The sequence below is a fragment of the bacterium genome, assembly GCA_023135785.1.
In the GTDB taxonomy this organism is placed as follows: domain Bacteria; phylum CAIJMQ01; class CAIJMQ01; order CAIJMQ01; family CAIJMQ01; genus CAZNJA01.
The window spans coordinates 1-18,291 of sequence record JAGLSL010000022.1 but is presented as its reverse complement, the minus strand read 5'-3'; the positions used below and the strand labels follow the sequence as shown (position 1 = coordinate 18,291).

Here is an 18,291-nt window from a genome sequence, read left to right as displayed (position 1 = left end):
CGCCAATTATTCTTGCCCGCCAATCTTTAATGGTGGGAGTGGCGGACAACTTTGAGATTAAATTCGTCCAAAATATTATATTCTGCTCCAGATGATTTTAGTATGCTCTGAAAAAGGACAATTCTATCTACTGTAATGGGTTTAAATTGCGGCAAAGATAGTATTTTTATTTTCTCTGTTAACTTTTGGATATTCTTTTTGCTTCGCACTCTTCCCAGTGTAAGGTGGGAGGAAAATGCGCGTGTTTCTTTCTTTAATCCTAATGGTTCCATAATCTTTTCTATTGCCTGTTGTAATTTATTTATCTTATCTTCATTTTTTCTTATACCTATCCAGATTATTTTAGGATTTAATAGAGTAGGGAATGTTCCGAGTTTTCCAATACAGGATTCAAAACTTGTATGTTCTCTGACTGTTTTTTTTAATTCTTCAGAAATTGTTTTGATTTTTGATTCATCAACTTCACCCAAAAATTTTAAAGTAAGATGTATATTTTCAATTTTCACCCATCTAATATCTGCTGAGACTTCTTTTAATTGAGTTTGTATTTTGGAAAGTTCTTCGTGAGTGTATTTAGGTAAAGGGATAGCTATAAAGCAACGCATTTTGTCTCACTTCGCTCGACTAAAATTAAATTCCTAATTTCTAATATCCAATTTCCAATTATTCATGTAATTAAATATTTTCTCACCATGTCCAAAGCGGTTTGAGCGGTTTTGGTCCTAATCATAGAACGCGTGCCGGAAAACTGATATTTTTCTACTTGACACCCCTTGTTGTCGGTTGCCAATCCGATAAAAACAAGTCCCAGAGATTTGTTGGTTGTTCCGATTGATGGTCCTGCAATCCCTGTAGTAGACAACCCTATATTGGCGGAGGATATATTCTTTACAGCTAATGCCATTGCTTTTGCGACTTGTTCGCTTACTGCTCCGTTTTCTTTAATTAATTCTTCAGGAATTTTTAAATCTTTTATTTTGGATTCATTGGAATAAGTCACCATACCTGACAAGAAATAATTTGAGCTTCCCGGAATATCCGTAATTTTTTTTGAAATTAATCCGCCGGTTATTGATTCGGCTATAGCAATAGTTTTTTTGTTTATGGAAAGCAGCATTCCTATGACTTTCTCCATAGATGTTTCTCCTGTAGCATATACGGCATCGCCAAGTTTCTGTTTAACGATATTTTCCATATCTTCTATAAGTTTTTGAGCGATTGTTACAGAGCCTCCTTTTGCTGTAATGCTGACTTTAACTCCTTCTTCTACATCTACGCGCAGACCTACAAGAGGATTTTTATTTTCTCCCATAATGTCTTCAAGCACTTCACCGACTTTTGCTTCTGGTGTTCCCCATACTTTGAGTATTTGATGTTTAATTACATAATTTTTTTCTCTGCTTTGGGAAAAACAAAGAATTGCATTTCTTTCAGTAATAGCTTTTAGCTCTTTAGGGACACCCGGCAGAAGAATTATTCTTTTTCCGTTTTCGGAGATTATAATTCCGGGAGCGGTTCCTATCGGATTATCGATAATTTGCGCTCCTTCGGGATATAGTGCTACTTTTTCGTTTGTCTTGCTTATTGAGGATGTCAAATCTTTAAGTTTATTGTGTATTTTGGAAAGAGTGGGTTCGTGTGATACCAGTTGTTTTCCTAAAACATCGGTCACGACTTTTTTAGTAATATCGTCTTTGGTTGGGCCCAGTCCGCCTGTAATAATTATAATGGACGAGCGGGAAAGCGCTCTTTTAAGATTTTTTTGTATCCTCAAAGAATCATCGCCGACAGTAGTCTGATAGTGAAGTTCTATGCCAAATTCCTGAAGTTTCGCGGCTAAATAAGCAGCATTTGTATTTACTGTTTCCCCGTTTAAAAGCTCATCACCTACATTTATAATTTCTGCGGACATATATCCTCACTTTGTTCGGAAATTCGAAGCACTAAACCCGAAGCACGAAACAATACCGAATAACCAAAATTCAAATGACAGAAACAACAAGTTTTGACCCTCTGGAATTTCAGAGAAATTCCGAGGACTTAGTCCCGGAAATTATTCTAATTTATCGGGGAAATTTGGACATTATAATTTTGAATTTGTTTCGAATTTCGATATTCAAATTTCGGATTTGTTTATTTCCAGAGCCGAGAGCCAGAGTCGAACTGGCGACCTGAGCATTACGAATGCCCTGCTCTACCAACTGAGCTATCTCGGCATAATATAGTTGATAGTCCATAGTATATAGTTTATAGCAAAAATACGAGAATATTATAGCTTAATTTAGAGGTTTTTGCTTTGGGGAAGAAAAAGGATTGTAAAAAGTTGTTGCAAGGAATACAATGCCTATTTTTTAAGAAAATTAGTGTTGTGTATTTAGGTTTGTCTATTGTTTTAATTTCCTCCACCAAACAATTTTTTTAGCAAATGTCCACGTACTTCTTGATATTTTGCTAATAGCACCTCTTAAACCTCTAAATCCACTTCCCGTTCCTTTTATAGTTTTATTTCCAAAAGTTTTCCCGGCATTAGATAAATGCCCCATAGCTTTCTTGCCCGCTCTACCCGTAATTATAACCCCATCTTTTGTAACCGCAATAGGGTCTCTCATCGTTAAAATTCTATGGATAATAAACCAAAATATCCCCAAAATTATTATCCCAAATAATGAAATCAGCGCTATTACAAAATATTCAATAACTCCAGGCATGCTACCGATATTATTTAAATAAGAAGTATATTTAGCATACACCGCGATTGCAATAAGCCCTGAAGGTACCAAAGCCAAAATTGCCGTAATAATCATCCGTATTGTCCCGGGCAAGCTGCTGAACTTATTCTTTAAACTTGTAAGCATAAATATGCTTACAATTACTTTCCAAGTTCTTACAAAAAAACTAACTATGACACTTACAATCATCGCTATCATATTTAATCTCCTCCCAATACCCCCCATACTACTATGACTACTATTTTCCATTATGTTTCTGAACTTCTGCAGCTGAATGTTAAGTTTTGTTAAGGTTTTCAATAACATTTCTATATGACAGGATTTGACAGGGTTTTGAGAGAGATTTGAGGTAAAACAGCTATTATAGGCTAACAAAAAATCGGGCTTAATATGCCCTTTTAGGGTGTTGGAAATGAGCTAACCCGAGTTTAACGGACATATTAATTATGAGACACCGCTAACTCCATCGCCTCCGGAGTAACATAGTTTAACGCTTGATGTAGCCTCTGTCGATTATAAAAGATCTCTATAAATTTAAATATTTCTGATCTTGCTTGATCTCTTGTCATAAATCTTTGTCCGTAGATCAGCTCATTCTTCAATGTACTGAAAAAGCTTTCGGCTACTGCATTATCGTAACAATCGCCTTTTCGGCTCATACTTGGCACAAGGCCGGATGCAATTAATTTATTTCGATAATCATCTGAACCATAAATGCTGCCGCGATCTGTATGATGTAATATTTCCGATTGAAGCTTACGGTTTCTTAAAGCCATATTAAGTGCGTTAAGAACTAATTCTCTGTTGTTTCTAACAGACATTGACCAACCGATTACTTTACGTGAATATAAATCTAATAATATCGCCAAATACAACCATCCGTTTCGTGTTGCTATAAAAGTCACATCACCAACCCATACTTTGTTTGGTTTCGTAACTTGGAAGCAACGATTTAATCGGTTTGGCGCTATCCACTCGGTATTCTTTGATAATGTTGTAATTTTGAACCGTTTACGACGTTTGCTCGCAATACCGTTGATTTTACGAAGCCGTGCAACTCGGTGTTTACCGCAGAAAATACCGTTCATCTTAAGAGCCTTCCATGTTTTGATTGCACCGTAATTTTCTCTTGAAGCAACATGAACTTGCCTAATCTCTGCAATCAAACGATTGTCAAATAACTTTCTTTTGCTTAGTGGCCTTGTTTTCCAGGCATAATAACCACTAGTGCTGACCTTTAGGACATTACATGTTCTTTTGACCCCATGTTGATTGCTGTTTTTTTCAATAAAAGCGTACTTTACTTGAGGTCCTTTGCAAAGTACGCTGCCGCTTTTTTTAATATATCGCGCTCTTCAGTTACTTCTTTGAGTTCTCTCCTAAGTCGTGCATTCTCACTCAATTGCTCTAGCTTTGGCCTGCCTGATCCTAAAAAAGCTGCTTCTCCTTTTTCCTCAAGCTGGTCTTTCCAACGATAAAGCAAAGTACGCTTTATGCCTAACTCCATGGCTAATTCACTAACAGGCTTACCGCCCAAATTAAAAAGTCTAACTGCTTCAATCTTAATCTCTTTCGGATATCTTCCTACCTTTCCCATCGGACACCTCCTCGGGTATTGTACCCGTTTTTTAGTGTCCGTTAAACTCGGGTTAGCTCAAAAAGTCCCTTTTTATAAGTGTCCGAAAACTTTCTTTTTTCATTATCTTTTGGGTGACACTTTTACATTATTCCACCCCTTGTGAATAATATAATATGATGCTAAAGCAATGAGAAACAAAGCAAAGTGAGTTTTGCTCTCGCTACCTAAGCTTACAAATATAATTAAATTACAAAAACCCTGGATAGTGCAAAATATTATTGAAGCAATTTTGCTTAGTGGCCGACGGAAAATTAAATACCGGACGATTAAAGGGGGTGTTAACCCGACTCCCCAGGTAAGAATAACAGATAAAATCAAAGTGAGAAGCCAATCATTGCCATATAGTGTTGTTAATGCATTTTTGTAACTATCTATGCCTTGAGCATTTGCTATGGAATTATTGACTTTTATGTCTACTGGTTTTCTATCATAAAATTCAAAACTTAATATAATCTTGGAATATAGTGGTTTCCATATTTTTGCTTCCGTTTCTCGATAGGACATTGTAATAATATGCATTCGGTCATAATTATTAAAAAAATAAACTTTAACCACTACAGGAATATTTTGTTTTAATTGTCTACGATATTGTATTGTAATTACATCTATTCCATTTATTTTCTCAATCTGCACAGGTTCCAACTTCAGTAAACGCATTGGGGTAGAGAATTTTTTAAATTCTTCTAAAATTCCTTGCTTAAAGAGCTCTTCAAATTCCTGAAGTTCAGAATCAGAAAATTGAAGAGGAGTAGTTAGTGCTTCTGCCTCACCTGGTGGAGTTATCTGAGTCTCAATCATTATTCGTGCATATAATTTGAAAGCTTCTTTATTAAGCTCGTTAAGTCCTTTTTGTTGTATTAAAACTTTATCTAATGAGGGTGATACTTTAAGATATTTTTCCTGCAATGAATCGGTAAGAGCTTTGTAATTCTCTCCCTGTATCTCCATTTGTTCTGGTATTTCGAATGAACATATATTGGGTATCTCAACTTTTGTCCATTGACTACTTTGAGCAAAAGCGTGGAGTGATAAACACATCATAAACAACACAAGCATTATGTTGTCAATAGTTTTGGAAGTTTTTCTATTCATAGTCTTCTCCTATCTTTTTTAGATAGAAAACCTCTATTACTCAAACTATAAGTATTCTATCTCTTTTTCGGAAATTAGCAAAGTTACAGTTTTTTATAAGGATATATTCCCTAGTAAAACTACAGAAAACTACAGAATTATTATTTATTGTTTTACAATAAACAGTAAGAATTTGTAAAACAAATACCGGTTTTTAGCCTGTTTTGTCCTGTTTTACAGGTTTTCTTTTTTGAGCGAGATTTGAGGGAAATTTGAGGGAAAAACGGCTATTATAAGCTAACAAAAACTCTTACTTGATATACCCTTTTTTAAGGTGTGAAAAAACTCAGGATAATGTCCTATTATAGGTGGCGGAAAACTCTTTTTATAGCCTCGGAAAAAATCGCTGAAAGAGTTGTAAAAAGTTGCATACAACATAATCTAAAATAATAAGTTTTCTTCTATGGAAAACCGGCAGGAGGAGATTCGGAATTAAAAGTGGTGAAATTAGAAGCTTTGGTGTTCGATTATGAGCTATATACTCTGCTGATCTATGTATTTCCTAACCTTTTTATATTCTATTCTCATTAAATTCACTTTGAGTTCATTAAAGTGTTTACAATCATATCTTGCCATTCGTGCCCAATTAGAAAGACAGTCATAGGAACCTCGGAAATCGTCGTCGACTAAACCTAGAGTGTCCATCCTATTATGACGATTTTCATGACTGAAGGAATGATTCCCTTTTTTAGCTAAAAATGCCTCTATGTAATGTAATGCGGAATAGAACAAACCTACAATTTGCCAACTATAGAAATCATTGCTCCTTTTAAGGTTCTCAATAAAAGCTTCATTATGTTTAACTTGCTGCAAATGTTGTTCTTTGAAAGGCATAATTTAGTCTACTCTTTTGTAAACACTAAACTAAAATCTGGGGGAATAATACCTATTTGTTTATCTGTAAGAACAAAGAAATCAAACTCTACATTTCTAAATTGTCTTCTAAATTGTCTTTGCATTTTAAATACTCTTTTGTATGTTTCTACTTTATCTTTTGACAGAACAGTCCATAGGGAAAGGACATTCCGTTTTTTCTTGAGGGTTACTATTTTGACAACCTCAGGAATAGAGGTAAGTAGTTCTATGAATACATCTATCATAGAGGTTGAACCGGCACTAACTACCTCTGTTTCTGTAAAATTCCATTGTTCCTGTATTTCTAATATAGAAGGTGGTGGATTAGCATTCTGATAATCAGTAGACGATTGTCTAAATCCCATATATTCGAGTTTCTTTCCGTCTGCCTCAATAACATGTCCATTAGGCATTATTTATCCCCCTCAATAATTTTCCTATATTTGTCTGTAATTATGCTTAAGAAAACTTTCTCTGTATATCGATGAGAATCTTCTAAATATTTTTGCAATTTATTAGCAACAAGATCTCTTTCTAAAAAATAGTCAAAGTCAAGAACAATGATTTTTTCTAAGTGCGGTTCATATTGAACTACTGTTCTCAACTTGCCACTTCCCAGCTTAGTAACAAACATTGAAGAAAATAAGCTAAACTCATTAGGAATAACTTTAGGCAACTTATATCCAAAATTAAGATATTTTGCTATAGGAATACCCTTGTCATCGTGGGATATCGGAATATGGTTAATATATCTAAGACCTATTCTTTTGAAACGGGTAATATTATATATCTTAAAGAAAAGATTCATATATTCTAAACATTCTTGTTTGAAGACTTTATAGCTTTCATATTGTTTAGTAATAAAGGCATATTGGTTAATTGAAAAACGTATTATTTTAGTTCCTCCGAGATTTTTAAATTGATAAGGTTCCACAGCATATGCTTCTGTGGCTATGGTTTTGGGAATAAATATACTGGGGAAAATTTTCCTTATCTTTTCGTAGAATTCGTCTTTCTTACACTCAATGGATAATTCCGCAGGAAATCTGACCTCAAAGACAACCTCTCTTACGGGGGGATTCTTAAATTGTGGCATTTGATTGTTTACATTTTACATACTTTTAGAAATATACGCAAATCTACCATATACTACAACAGAACTCAACCCAAAACTTAACTAACTGGTGTCCAATAGGTGTCCATAATAGGTGCAAACTGATACAAATTCATGCAAATTGGTGCAAATAAGAAGAGCAACTAAATAGCGATGCTTGAATGGGATTCGATATGCTGAGAGATAGCTTGAAATTTCTTCAGTTAGCATTACGAATGCCCTGCTCTACCAACTGAGCTATCTCGGCATAATATAGTTGATAGTCCATAGTATATAGTTTATAGCAAAAATACGAGAATATTATAGCTTAATTTAGAGGTTTTTGCTTTGGGGAGATTTGTTTATTTGATAATTAGAACTGTGTTCTAATTAAAAAAGTCCTAATTGTTTGTCTTTTTTCTCTGTTTGGTCCTTTGTCTGTTTTTTGTTGTACACAGAAGCAAGCGGATTTTCTTTTACTTTTGAAACTTCTTTTTCTTCGGGTGGGGGCGAGATTAAAAATTGATGCAGTTTTGCAAAATCTTCTTTTAAAGCACTCATCAAGTTTGGTTGGTGCAAAGTCGCAGCAGGATGATAAAGAGGGAAAACATTTATTCCTTCACCGATTCTGTTTCCATGTTCTGTTTTAAATGGTCTGCCGTGTTCGGAGCTAATAAATACTTTTCTTTCCATAATTTCTGCAAAGGCAAATCTTCCCAATGTGCATATAACTTTTGGTTTAATGGCTGCTATCTGTTTAAATAAGTGAGGTATGCAGGTGTTGATTTCTTCCGGTTGCGGGTCGCGATTTTCGGGAGGACGGCATTTCACGATATTTGTTATATATACTTTTTTTCTATCAAGACCTATTTCTCTGAGAAGATTATCAAGGATTTTTCCCGCTTGTCCCACGAAGGGCTTTGCCTGAATGTCTTCATTGCGTCCGGGCGCTTCGCCTATGAAGATAATTTCTGTTTGTTTATCCCCTTCGCCAGGAACGGCATTTGTGCGGGTTTTCGCAAGATGACATTTCTTGCAGGCTTTAATCTCTTTTACAATATTATCCAAAGGATGTGTTGAGTTATTTTTTTCTTCCACTTTTTTACCTATTTTTCAATGCCCAATCTTTGAAATATTTTGTTTACATTTTTAAGAAGAGATGAGAAATAAAAGCATGCATCTAACTCTTTTTTACTTATGCGTTTGTTTATTTCTTTGTCTTTACAAATCAAGGATTTAAAATCTTTTTTTGTGTCGTAACTTTCTAAAGCATGTTTTTGGACCACATTGTATGCTTTCTCTCTATCCATTCCTTTATTTATGAGCGCCGTAACTATTTTCTGTGAGTAAATGAGTCCTCCGCTTATCGCCAAATTCTGTTTCATCCTTGCAGGGAATATAGATAAATTTTCAATTACAAAGATAAATTTTTGCAGAATGTAGTCGATAAGAATACAAGAATCCGGGATGATTACTCTTTCTGCGGAAGAATGCGAAATGTCTCTTTCGTGCCACAGAGGAATATTTTCTAAAGATACTATTCCGTTTGATTTTATTATTCTTGCCAAACCGCATATCCTTTCGCACAGAATCGGATTTCGTTTATGAGGCATAGCTGAAGAGCCCTTTTGAGTTTTACCAAAAGGTTCTTCGGCTTCGCGCACTTCTGTTCGTTGCAGGTGTCTTATTTCTAACGCGAATTTTTCTATTGATGAAGATATTAAAGCCAATGTTAGGAGAAATTCAGCGTGTCTGTCTCTTTGGACAACTTGCGTGGCAATTGGCTCCGGTTTTAAGCCCAATTTATTTAGGGTAGATTCTTCCAATTTTGGCGAAGTATGAGTAAACGTTCCCACAGCGCCTGAAATTTTTCCGTAACTTATTGATTCCATAGCGTTTTTAAATCTTAGCCTGTTTCTCTTTATTTCTTCCCACCATAACGCAAACTTTAAGCCCAATGTAATAGGTTGAGCATGGATGCCGTGAGTTCGTCCTATCATTACTGTGTTTTTATGCTTCAATGCCTGCTTCTTTAATATCGTTATTAAAACATCTAAATCTTTCAGTATGATTTTACTTGCATCTTTCATTTGCAGAGCAAGTCCTGTGTCCATTATGTCTGAAGAGGTCAATCCTAAATGTATATATTTTGCTTCATCGCCTACCATTTTCGCCAATGAATCCAGGAAGGCGATAACTTCGTGATTATTTGATTTTTCAAAAGCGTGGATCAGGTCAAGATTTATTTTTGCTTTTTTCTTTATCTTTCCAACGATTCCTTTTGGTACCAATCCTTCTTTTTGCATTTCATCGCAAGCCGCTAATTCTACTTCCAGCCATTTTGTGTATCTGTTTTTTTCATTCCAGATATCGCCCATTTCTTTAAGAGTATATCTTTCAATCATTTTATTTCTCCACGGTTTTAGGATTGAATGGAGGAGAAGCACTCCAGTTTACCTGAAAATTTGCATAAAGTATATTGTATCCGTTCCTATGGGATGTTGCTTTTTCATAGGCAGCAGTCATATCTACCATTAACCATGTTTGCGAAGGATTTTGGATTGAAAATAAACTTTTCCCGTTCACTTCATCGTTCCATAAATAAGTTAAACCCAAATCTTTTAATTGCTGGGGTGCCGTTGGGCAAATAAATATTTCATTTGGCATCCCGTAATTTTGGAGAACAACTTTAATGCTTCCTGGGTCGGTGTTGGGATTTTTCGGGAAAAATTTCGCATTGGGTAATGTCCCTTGTTCCAATTCGAACATTTGAAGTGTTGTGCCGATTTGTTTTAAGTTGTTCATGCAACTGATTTCATATGCTTTGTTTTTTACTCCGATGTATGCGGCAGGAGATACAGCTCCCAATATAGAAGTTACTAATAATAATTCAGTGAGAGTAAACCCCACTTTGGATTTTAAAATTCTTCTTAGCATTTTTATTCCCCCTCAATTAGTAATCCGTGTAATCATTTTTTATTTATAACACTTTTTTTATATTCTTTCTATAAGAAGGATAAACTAATTTTTTCTCGGTTATTATGCAAGTAATCAAGGAATTTGGCACAACATCAAAAGCCGGATTATAAACCTTAACACCTTTAGGGGCGGTTCTTTTGCCTGCAAAATTTTCTATTTCGCCTGCTTCTCTTTGTTCAATTGGTATGTCTTCTCCCTTTCTTATTTTGGGGTCAAAAGTCGATATAGGCGCAGCGACATAAAAGGGGATATTGTGAAAACTGGCTAAAACAGCGAGAGAATAAGTACCTATTTTGTTGGCAACATCGCCGTTTAGAGCTATTCTGTCGGCTCCTACTATAACTTTCTTTATTTTTCCTTCTTTCATTACTTCACCTGCCATGTTGTCGCATATAAGAGTAACATCGATTTTTTCTTGAAGAAGTTCCCAACAGGTGAGTCTTGCTCCTTGAAGCAAAGGTCTTGTTTCGCCAACATACACTTTTATTTTTTTGCCCTGTTCTTTGGCTTTAAATATTACTGCCAATGCTGTTCCGTAACCGGATGTGGCAAGTCCGCCGGCATTACAATGAGTAAGTATCGTATCGCCGTCTTTTATGAGATTGGCGCCTTTTTCTCCGATGAGCTGGCAGGTTTTATTGTCTTCCATTTGTATCTTAAGCGTTTCTTCTAAAAGAGCGCCTTTTATGCTGTCTATCGGATATTTTTTCAACTGGTCGACTTTATCTTTGAGTTTTTCAAGAGCCCAGAACAAATTGCGTGCGGTAGGGCGACAATTGCTTAAGCGTTTTATGACTTCGTTCAGTTTCTTTTCAAACCGTTTAAAACTTGTTGTTTTAAAATCTTTGATTCCCAAATACAGCCCGAAAGCCGCAGCTATGCCTAGAGCAGGCGCACCCCTTATTTTCAAGTTTTTTATTGCATCGAACATTTCTCCACAGGTTTCGATGTAGATGTAATTGAGCTTGTTGGGTAGCAGGCTCTGGTCGATTATTTTGACCTTATTATTTTTCCATTCTATTGGGGTAGAAGGCATTTTAGTTTCTCCAAGTTTCGCATTTTATCATAAATTTACCCCGTTAGAAATTTGGGGATTTTCAATTCTTATTTGTACTATATTTTTCCATAAGTGTTTTAATGTCATAGCTTTATTTCTAATGGGGCTTTGTCAAAGACAATTTCTTTTGACTAAAGACTATAATAATTTACAACTACACAAAATATTTAGATTTTTATTTTTGTATTTCCGACTAGTCTCTTTGTGATATATTGAGCAGATATATAAGATATGTTAGCATAACTTGTCTAATCATAAAACAATGAAAAATACTTCCGACAACATCGGCCGAAACGCAGGAATTGTTTCTTTTGGGATATCTATCTCAAGAACATTTGGATTATTAAGAGATTCTCTTATTGCATATTTTTTAACAGACAGTTTACGGGATATCTTTTTTTTAGTTCTGGCAATTCCTAATTTTGCAAGACGGTTCTTTGGAGAAGGAGCACTCTCTTCAGCATTTATACCCTTGTTTTCTGAAAGTTATAAGAAACAAGGTAAAGAGAGCGCGTGGAAGATGGCTTCTTCTACCATAAATATAACTTTTATTTTACTTGTAATTCTAACCTTTGCGGGTATAGTATTAGCTCCCCTTATTATTAAATTCATAGCTTTTGGTTTTTCCCCTGCTTCCCAAGAAATCGCAGTAACGAATTTAAGAATAATGCTTCCATTTGTAATATTTATCTGTCTGCAGGCAATATTTATGGCTATGCTTAATTCAATGGGGCATTTCTTTATTCCTTCTTTAGCTCCACTTTTTTTTAACCTTTCTGTTATATCCGTAGCGCTGATATTCAGGGAAAAATTGGCAGGTTACATTACACCTCTCTCCTGGGGCGTCGTAGCGGGTGGATTTTTGCATATGGTTGTGCAACTTCCTGTGCTTGTTAAAAGATAATTCAAGTATTCTTTGAAAATTGATTGGAATTCTCCGGCAATAAGGAGAATGTTTAAACTTATGGGGCCTGCGCTTTTGGCGGTTGGGATTGTACAAATAAATTTATTGATAGATAAAATTTTCGCTTCCACTTTACCTGCAGGAGGCATTTCGGCTCTTTGGTATAGCAATAGATTAATTCAGTTTCCACTTGCTCTTTTTGGAATATCAATAGCTCAAGCGGTTTTCCCAACTTTGGCTTCTCATGCAGTTGATAAAGAAATAGAGAAGGTAAAAAACACTCTTTTTTATTCCTTAAAATTGATAGGACTAGTTATTATTCCTTCTTCCTTTGCTCTTATTGTTTTTGGCAAGCCGGTAATAAATATGTTATTCCAAAGAGGTCAGTTTACATTTGCCGCAACTAATTCTACATATTTTGCTCTCATTTTTTATACAGTAGGATTGGCTTCTTTTGCAGGAGCGCGGATTTCGGCTTCGACATTTCATGCATTAAAAGATATGCGCACTCCCCTAAATATTGGAATGGTAGCGGTTGGAGTCAATATAATTCTTAACTGGGTTCTTATAAAATCAATGCAGGCAGGAGGGCTGGCTTTAGCTACATCTTTAGCTTCTATTCTTAATTTTATTTTGCTGATATATTATTTAAAAAAACATCTGGGTCAGATAAACATTTCTACTATTTATCCGTACATTTTTAAAATAATAATTGCTTCCTGTGTTATGAGTGTTTTTCTTTTTTTGGGAACTAATTACTTTTATTCTATGGATTCAAACACGTTAAGAAAAATATTTACAGTTTTATCAATAACAATAGTTAGTTCAGCCGGTTACTTCATTGCTTGTTATTATCTGAAGGTTCCTGAAGTTATGTCCTTGAAGGAGTCGCTGTTGTGGAAATTAAGAAGAAGATAAAAACACTTCCCATCTCAAACGGGGTATATATCTTCAAGGATAAAGATGATAATGAACTTTATGTAGGCAAAGCAGAGAATATAAGAAAGAGAGTAAAGTCGCATTTTCAAAATTCGACTTTTTCCGGCAAAGAAATTGTCTTAACGAAAAAAACAGTATCAATAGATTACATTATCACTCAAACTGCAGTGGAAGCGCTTATACTTGAATGCAATCTAATCAAAGAATATAAACCTAAATACAACATAATATTAAAGGATGACAAAAATTATCCTTATATAAAAATAGCTTTAAGTGAAAATTTTCCCGCTGTTTATATAACGCGTGATTTAAACGATAAAGGCGGGAAATACTTTGGTCCATATACCGATGCAAAATCTTTAAGAAAAACCCTATTGCTACTGCGAAGGATTTTTCTTTTTAAGACTTGTAAGAAAACCAAAATAAACGGCAAACCCTGTCTTAATTATCATATTGCAAGATGTGTAGGTCCCTGCACGGGTAAGGTTTCAAAAGAAGATTATATGGAAATGATTGAAAATGTTTCTATGTTTCTTTCGGGGGAAACCCAAAAGTTGCTTTCTTACCTTAAAAATAGAATGAATGAGGCGAGCGCGTCTAAAGAGTATGAAAAATCCGCAAAATTTAGAGACCAAATAGAATCAATCCATAAAATGTTTTCCCCTCAAACAATTTCGAAATTAGACGGACAAAATCAGGATTTCATAGGTTATGCGAGAGCTTGTCCGCCAAAGTTTCAGTGGCGGGCTAAAAATAAAGCTTTAATTGTTTTATTTAAGGTGCGAAATGGGAAATTATCGGCGCAGGAAAAATTCAATCTGATAGTGGTAATAGATTCTAAAATAGAAGAAGCTGTTCTATCTTTCATAGAACAATATTATTCATTGAGTTCTCTTATTCCCGATGAAATATTTGTTTCGGTTATTCTGAAAGAAAAGAATCTTTTGGAAAAATGGCTGAAAAAAACCAAAGGCAAAACTGTGAAGATTTCCGTTCCCCAAAGGGGTGATAAGAAGAGATTGCTTAAGATGGCAAACGATAATGCGCAATATAAATTGCTGGAAACAGTTGCTCTGAAATCCAAACAGGTGGACTTATTTTTAGACCTGCAAAAAAGACTAAATTTGCCGTCAGCGCCGTTTAGAATAGAAGGAATAGATATTTCAAATATAATGGGGAAGAATGCGGTCGGAAGCGTAGTTGTCTTTGAGAAGGGTTCTCCCAAGAAAAACGAATGGAGAAAATTTAGGATTAAAAGCATTGATACGTCGGATGATTATATGATGATGGGGGAAGTAATTGAAAGAAGATATAAGCGAATACTTACTGAAAAGGATAAATTGCCTGATTTAGTCCTCGTAGATGGAGGTAAAGGACAAGTTAGCATTGCCAAACAAGTATTTAATGAATTGGGCGTAGAAAATATTCCCATCATAGGAATTGCTAAGCCCGTTAGAAATGGATTCCCATTCGCTGCGAAGCGGGCAGGTCTATACGGACCAATAGGCGAGAACAAAATCCACCTATCTTATTCTTCTAAAACAATAATTTTAAATCCCCGCATAGAATCTTTCCGTTTCCTTGCGCATGTTCGCGATGAAGCGCATAGATTCGCGCATTCTTACTACCAGACACTGAAGAAAAAAGAAGTCCAAAATTCTTCCTCTTAACAAACAGAAACCCAAATAGGCATTTCTGTCATTCCCGTCTTTTCCTGTCATTCTTGCCCTCCAAGAAAGATTGGCGGGTAAACTTTCACAGGAATGACAGTGGGCAAAGAGTAACGGTTTTTGGTTAGAGGTTTGTTTTTCTTCCTTTAACAAAACTTTTCGTAACAGATAAGCTCTTCTAAAGATTTTCTGGATTTTGGTTTTGGTGAATCTGACGGGTATCCCAATGTGAGAAGTTCAACGACTTTATAAGAAGAGGGAATTCCTAAAACTTCTCGCACCCTGTCTTGATAGAATGAACCAATCCAGCAAGTTCCCAGTCCTTCTTCTACTGCCGCAAGGGTTACATGGTCTATGGCTATGGCAACATCTACAGGGTCGGCAGGAATATCACAGCGCATTTTGTAATCAGGGGCAAGTCCGACGGCGGCGATTACTATCGGAGCTTCACCCACGAATTGTTGATTATTAGCTGCTTCTACCAATTCCTTTCGCATCTGGCTGTCTTTGACAACTATAAGTTTGAATTGTTGTCTATTTTTAGCCGAAGGCGCTAACCTGGCAGATTCTAAAATTTTAGTTAGAATATCTTCAGGTATTGGTTTATCCTGGTATGCTCTCACACTTCTTCTTTTATTTATTGCTTCATATATGTTCATAATCAACCTCCTTTAGTTAACAAATTAAAAACTGACACTTTGTGTCATTGCGAGGAGCCCCGCTGAAAGCGGGACGACGAAGCAATCTATTTGAGATTACCACGCCCTCATTATATTCGGGCTCGCAATGACAAGAAATATATAGAGATACATGGAAATAAATTGTTTTTATTCCTAGTCCTTGATTTACAGTTTCCAGTATTTAATTTTTAATTTAACAATATATATCATGTATTTCTACCGCATTTCCACTATATTTCTACTGTATATCCATTTATATCTGTGTATATCTTTTTTATTATCATCATACTATAGAAGATATTTCTCTTTTCTTCCATCTTCCTGTTGTAAACCATGCGTCATCAATGTTCCCTTAAAAGGGAACAGCGACCTTTTTTTGACGCATATAAAATTATCTGCTATCATAAGTATAATAAGAGTAACTGTTCAATGGTGTATGTTCGCCACGGATTTGATCATGAAACATCGTCTATTCTTCGTCTTGTATTGCTGTGCATTATCGCTAATCGTTTCAGGGCACCTGCACGCCGAAGATGGGCCGAAGACTGTGCTGGTTCACTACATGTCATGGTATGCTTCAAAGCCTGTCAGCGGACATTGGGGATGGCACTGGACGATGAATCACTTCAATCCCGACAAAGTGGAAAAGAATGGCCGGCGCGAAGTGGCCTCACACTACTACCCGCTGATTGGACCCTATGACTCCAACGATCCTCATGCCTTGGAATGCCATGTGTTGCTGATGAAGTTCGCGGGGATCGACGGCGCCATCGTCGACTGGTATGGCATAAAGGGTTATTACGACTACGCCGTGATTCACCGCAATACCGGACACCTGCTCGAGTACCTCAAGAAGGCCGGACTCAAGTTTGCCGTCTGTTATGAGGACCAAACAGTCAAGCATATGATAAAAGGCAGGGTTCTGAAGAAATCCGAAGACGTTGCGCATGGTACGGAAGTCATGGATTGGCTTCACCAGAACTGGTTCGGTGATGAGGCATATTTGAGGGTCGACGGAAAGCCCGTCATACTCGTCTTTGGGCCCCAGCATTTCAGGAAAGAACAGTGGGCGCAGATGACATCGGGCCTGGCTAAATGTCCGCTGCTTTATGCTCTGTCGCATCTTTCTCAGAAAGCGGGAGCGGACGGCGCATTCGGCTGGCCTCCCGTGCATGGGGGAAGGGAGATCGTCCCCGCGGTTTGGCGGCAATATTTGCGCAAGCTGTATGCCAGAGGCAAGCAAGGCGAATCAGTTATTGCGCCAGTCTTTCCAAAGTTCCACGACATTTACCAGGAGGCTGGTTTGCATGAGAGTTATGGGTATCTTGACGATCGAGACGGGAAAACCTTCGAGGAGACCCTCGAAGCGGCTTGGCAGAGCAACTCTCGGGTGATCCAGATCGCTACTTGGAACGACTATGGTGAGGGAACGATCGTCGAGCCCACCGTAACTTTCGGATATCGTTATCTGGAAGCAATCCAGAAGCGCATGAAACTACAGTCTGAGAAGCCCTTCCCTTTCGATCCGGATGACCTGCGGCTTCCAGTGAAGTTGTATAAACTCCGGAAGCAGTCCACTGGTGATCAAGAAACGATGGAGAACCTGAATAAAGCATCTGCATTGATGTTCTCCTCCGAGTGTGATGCGGCAAGAACTTTATTGGCAAAGTGTGAACTGGAGGCTGGCGAACAAGGCGCTGCACCTGACCGCTATTCCGCTACGCTCCAAAGCGGCAGGTGAGCTTGGACGTTCGGCTGACATAATATTAAACTAGGAATATATAAATGGATTTGATTGAACAGTATCTTTCTCGCAGCAAAGAAATAATTGGAGACCGGAATCAGACTGAAATCCGCTATGATAATGAAGTTCTGAGATGGTTGCGAAAAGGTAAAAAGATAAAAAATGCAATCATAAAAGCGAATAAAAAGCACCCCGATGAAGCATTACAATTGGATAAGTCGAATATAAACGATGTTGCGAACCATTATGACTATCTTTTAGAGCATGAAAAGATCATGCGAAAATTAAAACGTTAATAAAGGAATCGGCTTCGCCGAACAAGTCAGTGGAGCTGACGGCGTGTAAACCGTGCTTTAGCGTAAAGGCCGTACAGATTCGTCATTCATTAGGGCCGCAGCTCACTTCAACGTTGGGCACCTAAACTAAAGCTGTAATGAAGGACTTACCTTCAAGAATTTACAAATACGGCTCTCTTAAGAGACCTAAATATCTCCAAGAGGTCCTGCTTGAAAGCAAGATCTACTGCTGCAATCCGTTTGAGTTTAACGACCCGTTCGACTGCCGACCGAAAGTAGTTGTAGGCAGAACTAAACAAGAACTTGAAGAAGCTAAGAAAGTAATTGAGGGCATCTTGCTTAAGCGCACAGACCTCGACCGAAATTCAAGGCGAGCCGAGGCGCGACGGATAGTTAAACAAATTCGAGGATCTGCCGGACTGACGGATGCGTACAAGTCGCTACTGAGTCGTGCAGGTGTCTACTGCCTCTCGGCGAGAAATGACAATCTGCTTATGTGGGCTCATTACAGCGACCGTCATAGGGGCTATTGTTTGGAGTTTTCTTCGGAACCCAGAGGCAGTTTTTTTAGTAAG

At 37.0% G+C, this 18,291-nt stretch carries 19 protein-coding genes and 2 tRNA genes; 6 read left to right on the top strand and 15 right to left on the bottom strand.

All coding sequences use genetic code 11. From position 1 onward, the window contains the following. Positions 1-26 precede the first annotated feature (26 nt). The 14 genes from thpR to mtnA all read right to left on the bottom strand — a co-directional run bounded on the left by thpR (position 27) and on the right by mtnA (position 11,462). Entirely contained in the window at positions 27-605 is a 579-nt protein-coding gene (gene thpR, locus KAS42_02065) for an RNA 2',3'-cyclic phosphodiesterase (protein MCK4905016.1), read from the bottom strand. 62 nt (positions 606-667) lie between these two features. Then, the gene (locus KAS42_02060; protein MCK4905015.1) at positions 668-1,912 is read right to left on the bottom strand and encodes a competence/damage-inducible protein A; all 1,245 of its coding nucleotides are present in this window, start codon (positions 1,910-1,912) and stop codon (positions 668-670) included. A gap of 231 nt (positions 1,913-2,143) precedes the next feature. After that, a tRNA-Thr gene (locus tag KAS42_02055) sits at positions 2,144-2,216 on the bottom strand. A 168-nt stretch (positions 2,217-2,384) separates the two neighbouring features. Then, on the bottom strand, positions 2,385-2,927 hold the full coding sequence (locus KAS42_02050) for a hypothetical protein (GenBank protein MCK4905014.1): 543 nt from the start codon (positions 2,925-2,927) through the stop codon (positions 2,385-2,387). Positions 2,928-3,169: 242 nt separating this feature from the next. After that, positions 3,170-4,072 (bottom strand): IS3 family transposase, encoded by a 903-nt coding sequence (locus KAS42_02045; GenBank protein ID MCK4905013.1) that lies wholly within the window; start codon positions 4,070-4,072, stop codon positions 3,170-3,172. Next, entirely contained in the window at positions 4,030-4,326 is a 297-nt protein-coding gene (locus KAS42_02040) for a transposase (protein MCK4905012.1), read from the bottom strand. Before KAS42_02040 ends, KAS42_02045 begins: the two co-directional genes overlap by 43 nt. A 102-nt stretch (positions 4,327-4,428) precedes the next feature. Further along, a complete protein-coding gene (locus tag KAS42_02035; protein MCK4905011.1) occupies positions 4,429-5,460 on the bottom strand; it encodes a hypothetical protein in 1,032 nt (343 codons plus the stop codon). Between the two features lie 881 nt (positions 5,461-6,341). Further along, a complete protein-coding gene (locus KAS42_02030; GenBank protein ID MCK4905010.1) occupies positions 6,342-6,767 on the bottom strand; it encodes a hypothetical protein in 426 nt (141 codons plus the stop codon). After that, the gene (locus tag KAS42_02025; GenBank protein MCK4905009.1) at positions 6,767-7,450 is read right to left on the bottom strand and encodes a TIGR04255 family protein; all 684 of its coding nucleotides are present in this window, start codon (positions 7,448-7,450) and stop codon (positions 6,767-6,769) included. Before KAS42_02025 ends, KAS42_02030 begins: the two co-directional genes overlap by 1 nt. 192 nt (positions 7,451-7,642) lie before the next feature. Beyond that, positions 7,643-7,715: transfer RNA gene (locus KAS42_02020), tRNA-Thr, on the bottom strand. Positions 7,716-7,837: 122 nt separating this feature from the next. Continuing rightward, positions 7,838-8,515, bottom strand: a complete 678-nt coding sequence (locus tag KAS42_02015) for a uracil-DNA glycosylase (GenBank protein MCK4905008.1) — start codon at positions 8,513-8,515, stop codon at positions 7,838-7,840. 38 nt (positions 8,516-8,553) lie between these two features. Beyond that, entirely contained in the window at positions 8,554-9,852 is a 1,299-nt protein-coding gene (locus KAS42_02010; GenBank protein MCK4905007.1) for an adenylosuccinate lyase, read from the bottom strand. Position 9,853: 1 nt separating this feature from the next. Beyond that, positions 9,854-10,384, bottom strand: a complete 531-nt coding sequence (locus tag KAS42_02005) for a type II secretion system protein (GenBank protein MCK4905006.1) — start codon at positions 10,382-10,384, stop codon at positions 9,854-9,856. 43 nt (positions 10,385-10,427) lie between these two features. Further along, positions 10,428-11,462 carry an S-methyl-5-thioribose-1-phosphate isomerase gene (mtnA, locus tag KAS42_02000; protein ID MCK4905005.1) on the bottom strand — a complete coding sequence of 345 codons (1,035 nt, stop codon included), beginning with the start codon at positions 11,460-11,462 and terminating at the stop codon, positions 10,428-10,430. 283 nt (positions 11,463-11,745) lie between these two features. Here mtnA and KAS42_01995 point away from each other — a divergent pair, with 283 nt between their 5' ends. The 3 genes from KAS42_01995 to uvrC are packed head-to-tail and all read left to right on the top strand — an operon-like array spanning position 11,746 to position 14,996. Then, positions 11,746-12,387: a hypothetical protein gene (locus KAS42_01995; protein MCK4905004.1), complete on the top strand. Its 642-nt coding sequence runs from the start codon at positions 11,746-11,748 to the stop codon at positions 12,385-12,387. Between the two features lie 48 nt (positions 12,388-12,435). After that, complete coding sequence (locus KAS42_01990; protein ID MCK4905003.1) at positions 12,436-13,305, top strand: polysaccharide biosynthesis C-terminal domain-containing protein; 870 nt, start codon at positions 12,436-12,438, stop codon at positions 13,303-13,305. Continuing rightward, positions 13,284-14,996, top strand: coding sequence for an excinuclease ABC subunit UvrC (gene uvrC / locus KAS42_01985; GenBank protein MCK4905002.1), 1,713 nt, complete (start codon positions 13,284-13,286; stop codon positions 14,994-14,996). Before KAS42_01990 ends, uvrC begins: the two co-directional genes overlap by 22 nt. A 146-nt stretch (positions 14,997-15,142) precedes the next feature. Here the strand turns inward: uvrC and KAS42_01980 are convergent, their stop codons facing one another. Next, entirely contained in the window at positions 15,143-15,655 is a 513-nt protein-coding gene (locus tag KAS42_01980) for a nitroreductase family protein (GenBank protein ID MCK4905001.1), read from the bottom strand. Positions 15,656-16,112: 457 nt separating this feature from the next. Here KAS42_01980 and KAS42_01975 point away from each other — a divergent pair, with 457 nt between their 5' ends. The 3 genes from KAS42_01975 to KAS42_01965 all read left to right on the top strand — a co-directional run. Then, a complete protein-coding gene (locus KAS42_01975) occupies positions 16,113-17,417 on the top strand; it encodes a glycoside hydrolase family 99-like domain-containing protein (protein ID MCK4905000.1) in 1,305 nt (434 codons plus the stop codon). Positions 17,418-17,461: 44 nt separating this feature from the next. Beyond that, positions 17,462-17,716 (top strand): hypothetical protein, encoded by a 255-nt coding sequence (locus KAS42_01970; protein MCK4904999.1) that lies wholly within the window; start codon positions 17,462-17,464, stop codon positions 17,714-17,716. 137 nt (positions 17,717-17,853) lie between these two features. Continuing rightward, positions 17,854-18,291, top strand: a 438-nt coding sequence (locus tag KAS42_01965) for a DUF2971 domain-containing protein (GenBank protein ID MCK4904998.1), incomplete at its 3' end; no start/stop codon positions are given.

Bases quoted from the DNA above. Each gene is read 5' to 3' on its own strand.
- KAS42_01990 (MCK4905003.1), top strand. From the start codon at position 12,436: ATGTTTAAACTTATGGGGCCTGCGCTTTTGGCGGTTGGGATTGTACAA.
- KAS42_02050 (MCK4905014.1), bottom strand. From the start codon at position 2,927: ATGATAGCGATGATTGTAAGTGTCATAGTTAGTTTTTTTGTAAGAACT.
- KAS42_02005 (MCK4905006.1), bottom strand. From the start codon at position 10,384: ATGCTAAGAAGAATTTTAAAATCCAAAGTGGGGTTTACTCTCACTGAA.
- KAS42_01970 (MCK4904999.1), top strand. From the start codon at position 17,462: ATGGATTTGATTGAACAGTATCTTTCTCGCAGCAAAGAAATAATTGGA.
- KAS42_01995 (MCK4905004.1), top strand. From the start codon at position 11,746: ATGAAAAATACTTCCGACAACATCGGCCGAAACGCAGGAATTGTTTCT.
- KAS42_02025 (MCK4905009.1), bottom strand. From the start codon at position 7,450: ATGCCACAATTTAAGAATCCCCCCGTAAGAGAGGTTGTCTTTGAGGTC.
- KAS42_01980 (MCK4905001.1), bottom strand. From the start codon at position 15,655: ATGAACATATATGAAGCAATAAATAAAAGAAGAAGTGTGAGAGCATAC.
- thpR (MCK4905016.1), bottom strand. From the start codon at position 605: ATGCGTTGCTTTATAGCTATCCCTTTACCTAAATACACTCACGAAGAA.
- KAS42_02010 (MCK4905007.1), bottom strand. From the start codon at position 9,852: ATGATTGAAAGATATACTCTTAAAGAAATGGGCGATATCTGGAATGAA.
- KAS42_02035 (MCK4905011.1), bottom strand. From the start codon at position 5,460: ATGAATAGAAAAACTTCCAAAACTATTGACAACATAATGCTTGTGTTG.
- KAS42_02040 (MCK4905012.1), bottom strand. From the start codon at position 4,326: ATGGGAAAGGTAGGAAGATATCCGAAAGAGATTAAGATTGAAGCAGTT.
- KAS42_02030 (MCK4905010.1), bottom strand. From the start codon at position 6,767: ATGCCTAATGGACATGTTATTGAGGCAGACGGAAAGAAACTCGAATAT.
- KAS42_01975 (MCK4905000.1), top strand. From the start codon at position 16,113: ATGTTCGCCACGGATTTGATCATGAAACATCGTCTATTCTTCGTCTTG.
- KAS42_02060 (MCK4905015.1), bottom strand. From the start codon at position 1,912: ATGTCCGCAGAAATTATAAATGTAGGTGATGAGCTTTTAAACGGGGAA.
- mtnA (MCK4905005.1), bottom strand. From the start codon at position 11,462: ATGCCTTCTACCCCAATAGAATGGAAAAATAATAAGGTCAAAATAATC.